Annotated in this window: 5 protein-coding genes; 3 read left to right on the top strand and 2 right to left on the bottom strand. The window is 64.6% G+C overall.

Features of this window, described 5'->3' with window-relative positions; genetic code table 11:
- Positions 1-31: 31 nt before the first annotated feature.
- Positions 32-1,294 carry an alpha-hydroxy acid oxidase gene (locus VF34_RS11230; protein WP_045841436.1) on the bottom strand — a complete coding sequence of 421 codons (1,263 nt, stop codon included), beginning with the start codon at positions 1,292-1,294 and terminating at the stop codon, positions 32-34.
- Positions 1,295-1,537: 243 nt separating this feature from the next.
- Complete coding sequence (locus VF34_RS11225) at positions 1,538-3,907, bottom strand: DEAD/DEAH box helicase (protein WP_045841435.1); 2,370 nt, start codon at positions 3,905-3,907, stop codon at positions 1,538-1,540.
- 470 nt (positions 3,908-4,377) lie between these two features.
- Here VF34_RS11225 and VF34_RS11220 point away from each other — a divergent pair, with 470 nt between their 5' ends.
- From VF34_RS11220 to topA, 3 genes are all read left to right on the top strand, one after another.
- Entirely contained in the window at positions 4,378-4,581 is a 204-nt protein-coding gene (locus tag VF34_RS11220; protein ID WP_005248460.1) for a cold-shock protein, read from the top strand.
- Between the two features lie 151 nt (positions 4,582-4,732).
- Positions 4,733-5,320: a hypothetical protein gene (locus tag VF34_RS11215; protein WP_032364537.1), complete on the top strand. Its 588-nt coding sequence runs from the start codon at positions 4,733-4,735 to the stop codon at positions 5,318-5,320.
- A 109-nt stretch (positions 5,321-5,429) separates the two neighbouring features.
- Entirely contained in the window at positions 5,430-8,435 is a 3,006-nt protein-coding gene (gene topA, locus VF34_RS11210) for a type I DNA topoisomerase (protein WP_027494469.1), read from the top strand.
- The last annotated feature ends 99 nt before the right edge of the window (positions 8,436-8,534 follow it).

The raw sequence follows: 8,534 nt of genomic DNA, 5'->3' as shown, positions 1-8,534 counted from the left end.
AACCCCGGCAGCGACGGTCCGTCCGCAGCGGTCATCGCGGCGTGAATGCGGCGGCACCGGACTGCAGAGGGGCCAACCGAGTGAGTTGAGTGACGTGTTCCGGGGTCAGTTCCGCGAGTGAATTGACCTGCAGCAGTTGCATGGTGCGGATGATCTCCTCCCTCAGAATCTCGATCATGCGGTCGACGCCCGCGCGCCCACCGGCCATCAGGCCGTACAGATACGCCCGGCCGACGAGCGTGAACGATGCTCCCATTGCGATGGAGGCCACGATGTCGGAACCGTGCATGATGCCGGTGTCGACGGCTACTTCGAAGTCGGAGCCGACTTCACGGACGACCTGCGGCAGCAGGTGGAAGGGGACGGGAGCCCGATCGAGTTGTCGGCCTCCGTGATTGGACAGAACGATGCCGTCCACACCCAGTTCGGCCAGGCGCGCCGAATCCGCCACCGACTGAACACCTTTGACGACCAACTTGCCGGGCCAGATCTCACGGATGACGTCGAGATCCTCGAACGAGATGGAGGGATCCATCGCTGAATCGACCAGCTCTCCGACTGTGCCGCCGGTAGAGGTCAGCGACGCGAACTCCAACTTGGGCGTGGTGAGGAAGTCCCACCACCACCATGGACGCGGAATGGCGTTGGCGATGGTCGACGCGGTCAACTGCGGCGGAATGGAGAACCCGTTGCGTTTGTCTCTCAGGCGAGCTCCGGCGACCGGTGTGTCGACCGTGAACAGGAGGGTGTCGAAGCCTGCTTTCGCGGCGCGTTCGACCAGTCCGAACGAGATGTCGCGGTTACGCATGACGTAGAGCTGGAACCAGTTTCGGCCGTTCGGGTTGGTGGCCTTGACGTCCTCGATCGACGTGGTGCCCAGCGTCGAGAGGGAGAACGGAATCCCCGCAGCGCCGGCGGCGGCAGAACCGGCGTATTCGCCCTCGGTCTGCATCAAGCGGGTGAAACCCGTCGGCGCGATACCGAACGGAAGCGCGGACGGTCCGCCGAACACCGTCGTCGAGGTGTCGACGTGGGAGACGTCTCGCAGGATCGAGGGGTGGAATTCGACGTCGCGGAAGGCCTGCCGGGCCCGGGAGAGCGAGATCTCGGCGTCGGCCGCGCCGTCGGTGTAGTCGAATGCCGCGCGCGGGGTACGGCGACGGGCGATGGTGCGGAGATCGTCGATGGTCAGTGCCGCGCTGAGGCGTCGTCGACGCAGGTTCAGATCGGGCTTCTTGAACGAGAGCACCTCGCGCAGGTCGGTGGCTTTCGGTATCTGCCGGGCAATGGTCATGCGTTGTCTCGATTCTGTGGGCTGATCCTCTCCCCACCACACCACCCGAGGTGTTGGCAACGACAAGCAGGGTGGCGCACCAGTTCGATCCAAGCCTTGAACGCGCGCGCGTTTGCGAAAAATGACTGGTAATCCCCGCGAAACCCTGGCAATTTTGCGCGCGCATGGCAAACGCGCGCGCGTTTGCGGTGAACCCCCACTCGGTCCCCAGCCACCAGGTTCCTGACTGCGAGATCGGCCGGCTCATCCCTCGCGAGTGACGGCCGCCAACACTGCGGTCAGCACTCGAACGGCACCCTCTTTGTCCAGGGGGTCGTTGCCGTTTCCGCATTTCGGGGATTGCACACAGGACGGGCAACCGGTCTGACATTCGCAGGAGACGATGGCGTCCTTGGTGGCGGCGAGCCAGTCGGCGATGGCCACGTGTCCGCGGTCTGCGAAGCCTGCTCCGCCGTCGTAACCGTCGTAGACGAAGACCGTCGGCAGGCCGGTGTCGGGGTGTAATGCCGTCGACACTCCGCCGATGTCCCATCGATCGCAGGTCGCGACCAACGGCAGCAAGCCGATGGCGGCGTGCTCGGCCGCGTGCAGCGATCCGGGGAATCGCTCGAATGGAACACCGCTGTGCTCCAACAACTCCGGGGTGATGGTGTACATGACGGCGCGGGTGTCGAGGGTCTGGGCCGGCATGTCGAGTTCGATGGAATCGAGGACCTCTCCCGACGGGAGGCGTCGAAGATATCCCACCACCTGATGGGTGACGTTCACCTGCACCAGCGCGACGCGGACCTCGCCGTAGTCGACGGATTCGTGCACCGCCGTGATCGCGATGTCGGTGATCTCGCGCGCCGAGGTGTTCCACTCGGGTTGTTCGGCATGCACCAGCGCGAGGCCGGCCTCGAGATCGAGCTCGTCGACCACGAAGGACTCGCCCTGATGAATGTGCACCGCACCGGGATGTGCAGTGGCAGGGGCACGTCCGCCGTCGACTGTGCCGAGCATGCGGCCGGATTCGCCGTCGACGATGGCGACCTGCACGCCCGTGCCGCCGCGAATGTTGACCGCACCGTGCGGAGACAGCTGCTGCCCCTCGGGGGTGATGAACCACCCGTGAGGACGCTTACGCACGTAGCCCTTCAGTTCGAGCTCTTCGAGTACCGATTCCGCGCTCAACGCCTCGGCCTCGGCTAGGGTGATCGGTAGTTCGACTGCAGCGCAGAGCAATTGGGGAGCGAGGATGTACGGATTGGTCGGGTCGGTGACGGTTGCCTCGACCGGCTTGTCCAGCAGGGCAGCCGGGTGATGCACCAAGTAGGTATCCAACGGATCGTCGCGCGCGACGAGTACCAGCAGTGAGCCCTCCCCGCGTCGTCCGGCACGCCCACCCTGCTGCCAGAACGAGGCGACGGTGCCCGGGAAGCCGGCGACGATGACGGCGTCCAAACCGGCGATGTCGACGCCGAGTTCGAGTGCGTTGGTGGTGGCCACTCCCAGCAGGGTGCCGTCGGACAGGTCGCGTTCGAGTTTGCGACGATCCTCGGCCAAATAGCCTGCGCGATAAGCGGCGACGCGTCGGACCAGTTGCGGATCGACGTCGGCGAGAATTCTCTGGGTCCCCAACGCAGTGACCTCGGCTCCGCGCCTGGACCGTACGAACGCGAGTGTCCGTGCACCCTCGATCAACAGATCCGCCATGATGCGCGACGCCTCGGCCCCCGCCGATTTGCGTACCGGCGCACCGTTCTCGCCGGTTATCTCCTTGAGCAGCGGCGGTTCCCAGAGTGCGACGGTACGCGCTCCGTGGGGCGAGCCGTCTTCGGTGATCTCCTCGCAGGGCGCTCCGATGAGTCGACTGGCAGCGCGTCCCGGCTCCGAGGTGGTGGCACTGGCGAGAACGAACACCGGAGACGCTCCGTAGCGCGCGCAGAGGCGTCGCAATCGGCGTAGCACCAAAGCCACGTTGGAGCCGAAAACACCACGGTAGTAATGGCATTCGTCGACCACCACGTAGCGCAGGTTGCGCAGGAAACGCGACCATCGTTCGTGCGCACCGAGGATGCCCAGGTGCAACATGTCGGGATTGGTGAAGATCCAGCGCGCATTGGTTCTGGCCCACTGCCGAATCTCGATCGGGGTATCGCCGTCGTACGAGCTGGGAAACACCTCGGCGAGATCGTCTGACAGCGAACGCAACTCGTCGGTGATCGAGATGGTGGTGCGTAGCTGATCGGCACCGAGGGCCTTGGTCGGTGCGAGATACAGAGCCGTCGCCCGGGCGTCGGCGGCCAGCGTCGTCAGAATGGGCAGCTGATAGGCCAACGATTTGCCCGAAGCCGTACTCGTCGAGAGCACCACATGACTGCCCTCGGCGGCGAGCGTCGCGGCCCGGGCCTGATGCGTCCACGGTTGTGCGATGCCCCGAGAGGTGATCACCTGCACCACTTCCGGGCCGACCCACGACGGCCATGGTGCAAAACTGGACGATCGAGCCGGCATCTCGGCGACGTGCGTGACGGGGCCGTCGTCGGCGGGGGTACCGGCCAACACTCGATCCAGCAGCCGCTGCCCGTAACTCCGGACATCCGCACCGTCGTGCGGATGCTTCTCGCTCACTGCCGGTCTCCATGCATTCGTTCGATCTACTGGCCGCCCGTTCGGGCTTGCTGGGTCGTTCCGCAGGCTCCACTCCTGGGCTTGCTGGGTCGTTCCGCAGGCTCCACTCCTGCCTAGGCGCGACCTGGGGTCCTCATGCTATCGCGGACCCGAAACGAGCGGCTCGAGCCCTGGTGAGAGCCGCATTCCACCCGTCCGGCGTTGTGTGTTGTTACAAGACGGGCAATTTGTTCGAAAAGGGGCGGTTTTCGACTGTTGCGAACGCGGAGTTCATGGTTCACTTGACGCGGTCGCAGCTTCTGTGTTCGTTCTACGCTTCGCAGGATCTTATGTTGCGGGCGCGGTACTGGGAGAGCTCGTCCATCAGGGGGAATCCTGAGGGGGATTCGTACAAGTGCAGCGGTCGGAACCGGCCCGATGGATCGAAAGTGCGCTCCATCGAATCCGGTGTTAGAAAGAGAAGGAAAAGCATGGCACAGGGAACTGTGAAGTGGTTCAACGCCGAAAAGGGCTTTGGATTCATCGCACCAGAAGACGGCTCCGCTGACGTTTTCGTTCACTACTCCGAGATCCAGGGCAGCGGCTTCCGCACCCTCGAGGAGAACCAGCGCGTCGAGTTCGAGGTCGGCCAGGGCACCAAGGGTCCTCAGGCAACGGGCGTTCGCGCAGTCTGATTCTTTTCTCCTCGGAGACGAGAACCTTCATCCCCCTTTCTCGATCGGCCGTGAAAAGCCGTTCGAGAAAGGGGGATGTTTCGTTCGTGGCGAACCACCAGGAAGAGTCGAAAGCAGTGTCTGCCGGTGTCGATGTCCTAATGTCCATGCTGTGAACCAGCTGTCCTTCTTCTCTGCCGAGTCGTTGCCGCCCGCGGTGACCGATCTCAGCGGACTGCTGGCTGCCACCGGCCATGTCGTCACGTCCTCGGGATCAGCGCGTATCTCCGTCGTCGTCGACGCGCAGTGGCGGGCCGATGCCATCGCCGAGTTGATCGAACAATGTGGTCTGTCGGCAGAGCTGGGACGGTCCGAAGAAGACCGTCCTCTCGTCCGCACCGCGTCGGTTCCGGAACTGTCCGCGTTGGCGTCGTTGTGGACCAAGGGTGCGGTGAAGGCCGTGCCTCCCGGGTGGGTGCCCGGTTCTCGGGAGTTGCGGGCATGGGTGCTCGCGTCGGGGCGTCCCGAGGCGGAGGGGGAACGCTACGTACTCGGCCTCGATCCGCACGCGCCGGAGACTCATGCGGTCCTCGCTCAATCGTTGATGCGCGCTGGCATCGCCCCGACTCTGATCGGCACCCGCGGGTCCAATCCTGGCCTTCGAATCACCGGCCGACGTCGGCTGTTGCGCCTCACCGAGAACGTCGGCGAGGCTCCTGCGAATGTGGACGCACGTACCAATTGGCCCCACGCTGAGTAGGAAGATGAATGACTGATCTGCGAGTATTTGCTCGACGTATGTCAGTCTGTTAGGAGTGGGGCAGGCAAATCTGCTTGTGAAAACGCACTAGGGAAGGTTCGGCAGCAAGGTGGCAGCACGTAACAACGGCTCGGGGGACAGCTCCGCCGAGCCGCGTCGTCTGGTCATCGTCGAGTCTCCGACCAAGGCCAAAAAGATCGCTCCCTACCTCGGGAGCAACTATGTCGTCGAGGCCTCGGTCGGCCATATCCGCGACCTTCCTCGCGGTGCTGCCGACGTGCCCGCCAAATACAAGGGCGAGCCGTGGGCACGTCTGGGCGTGGACGTCGACCACGACTTCGAGGCCCTCTACGTCGTCTCGCCCGAGAAGAAGGGCAAGGTCGCAGAGCTCAAAAGCCTGCTCAAGGACGCCGACGAGCTGTATCTCGCCACTGACCCCGACCGCGAGGGTGAGGCCATCGCCTGGCATCTCCTCGAGACCCTGAACCCCAAAGTCCCCGTTCGACGCATGGTCTTCCACGAGATCACCAAGCCGGCGATCCTCGCGGCCGCCGCCGATACCCGTGACCTGGACCAAGACCTCGTCGACGCGCAGGAGACCCGCCGCATCCTCGACCGCCTCTACGGCTACGAGGTCAGCCCGGTGCTGTGGAAGAAGGTCATGCCGAAGCTGTCGGCAGGCCGTGTGCAGTCCGTGGCCACCCGCATCATCGTCCAGCGTGAGCGCGAGCGGATGGCATTCCGCAGTGCCGAGTACTGGGATATTTCTGCCACCCTCGACGCCGGGGCCGAGGCGAGCCCGCGCAGTTTCGGAGCTCGGCTGGTCAACGTCGACGGCAATCGCGTCGCCGCCGGCCGCGACTTCGGTCCCGACGGCAAGCTCAAGACCGAGTCGGTCACCGTCCTCGACGAACCGCATGCCCGACGCCTCGCCGACGCTCTCGAAGGCGTCGACCTCACCGTCGCGTCCGCCGAGGACAAGCCGTACACGCGTAAGCCGTACCCGCCGTTCATGACGTCGACGCTGCAGCAGGAGGCCGGCCGCAAGCTGCGGTTCAGTTCCGAGCGGACCATGCGTGTCGCGCAGCGTCTGTACGAGAACGGCTACATCACCTACATGCGTACCGACTCGACGTCGCTGTCCGCGTCTGCGGTCTCCGCGGCACGGGCGCAGGCGACCGAGCTGTACGGCCCGGAGTACGTGCACCCCACTCCGCGGCAGTACACCCGCAAGGTCAAGAACGCGCAGGAGGCGCACGAGGCCATCCGCCCCTCGGGTGACGTGTTCCAGACTCCCGGTCAGCTGCATTCGGCGCTGCAGACCGACGAGTTCCGGCTCTACGAGCTGATCTGGCAGCGCACGGTCGCGTCGCAGATGGCAGATCTGCGCGGCACCACGCTGACGCTGCGCATCACCGGAACCGCCGGTACCGGCGAGGAGTGCACGTTCTCCGCGTCGGGTCGCACCATCACGTTCGCGGGCTTCCTCAAGGCCTACGTCGAGAGCGTCGACGACGAGGCAGGCGGTCAGACCGACGACGCCGAGTCGCGTCTGCCCGCGTTGAAGGCCGGCCAAGCAGTGACGGCCACCAAGCTCGATCCCGACGGTCACACGACCAACCCGCCTGCTCGATTCACCGAGGCGTCGCTCATCAAGACGCTCGAAGAGTTGGGAATCGGTCGGCCGTCGACGTATTCGTCGATCATCAAGACGATCCTCGACCGCGGTTACGTCTACAAGCGTGGCAGCGCTCTCGTGCCGTCGTGGGTGGCGTTCTCGGTGATTGCGTTGCTGGAAGCGCACTTCGGGCGTCTGGTGGACTTCGACTTCACCGCAGGCATGGAAGACGACCTCGACGCGATCGCGGGAGGCCGTGAGCGGCGCGGAGATTGGCTGCAGAGCTTCTACTTCGGCGGCGAGACCGGTGCCGAAGGTTCGGTGGCGCGCTCGGGTGGCCTGAAGAAGATGGTGGGCCAGAACCTCGAAGACATCGATGCGCGCACCATCAACTCGATTCGTCTGTTCGACGATTCAGAGGGGCGCGAAATCCATGTGCGCGTGGGCCGTTACGGTCCGTACCTCGAGCGCATGGTCAAGAACGACGACGATCCGGACGGCGATCCGATCAGCCAGCGCGCCAACCTGCCCGACGACTTGCCGCCGGACGAGCTGACGATCGATTTCGCCGAAAAGCTGTTCGCCACACCACAAGAGGGCCGCAAGCTCGGTGTGGATCCGCTGACCGGCCACGACATCGTCGCGAAAGAAGGCCGTTTCGGGCCCTACGTCACCGAGATCCTGCCCGAGCCGGAACCCGAACCCACGCCCCCCGAGCCCGACATCGTCCCGGTGCCGTCCGGCAACGACGGTGATGGCGGCGGTGGCGTCAAGACTGCGGTGAAGAAGGCCGCGGCCAAGAAGGCACCGGCCAAGAAGGCTGCCGCGAAGAAGGCCACCGGCCCCAAGCCGCGCACCGGTTCGTTGCTCAAGTCGATGGATCTGGCGACGATCACGCTCGAGGATGCGCTCAAGCTGCTGTCGTTGCCGCGCGTCGTCGGTGTCGATCCCGAGTCCAAGGAAGAGATCACCGCTCAGAACGGCCGCTACGGCCCGTATCTGAAGAAGGGCACCGATTCTCGCTCGCTCGCCGACGAGGATCAGATGTTCACGGTCAGTCTCGAAGAGGCTCTGAAGATCTACGCCGAGCCCAAGCGTCGAGGCCGTCAGGGTGAGGCCAAGCCGCCGCTGCGGGAACTGGGCGTCGACCCGATCAGTGAGAAGCCGATGGTGATCAAGGACGGTCGATTCGGGCCGTACGTCACCGATGGCGAGACCAACGCAAGTCTGCGCAAGGACGACGAGGTCGAGACGATCACCGACGATCGCGCGTCGGAGTTGTTGGCGGACAGGCGTGCTCGTGGCCCGGTGAAGAAGAAGGCACCGGCCAAGAAGGCCGCTGCGAAGAAGGCACCGGCCAAGAAGGCTGCAGCGAAGAAGGCTCCGGCCAAGAAGGCTGCAGCCAAGAAGACCGCCACGAAGACGACGGCGGCCAAGACGACGACGAAGAAGGCTGCTGCCAAGAAGGCACCGGCGAAGAAGACCGACGGCGAGTAGCTCTCGAACTCGAAGTTGTGGATGGAATCAGCAGCGATAACGTCCATAGCTTCGAGTTCGACAGTGTCCGGGAACAGTGCGCCGGGAGTAGTCGGTCCC

It is taken from the genome of Rhodococcus sp. PML026 (assembly GCF_000963615.1).
Taxonomy (GTDB): domain Bacteria; phylum Actinomycetota; class Actinomycetes; order Mycobacteriales; family Mycobacteriaceae; genus Rhodococcoides; species Rhodococcoides fascians.
This window is presented reverse-complemented; position numbering and strand designations above follow the sequence as displayed.

Bases quoted from the DNA above. Each gene is read 5' to 3' on its own strand.
- VF34_RS11230 (WP_045841436.1), bottom strand. From the start codon at position 1,294: ATGACCATTGCCCGGCAGATACCGAAAGCCACCGACCTGCGCGAGGTG.
- VF34_RS11220 (WP_005248460.1), top strand. From the start codon at position 4,378: ATGGCACAGGGAACTGTGAAGTGGTTCAACGCCGAAAAGGGCTTTGGA.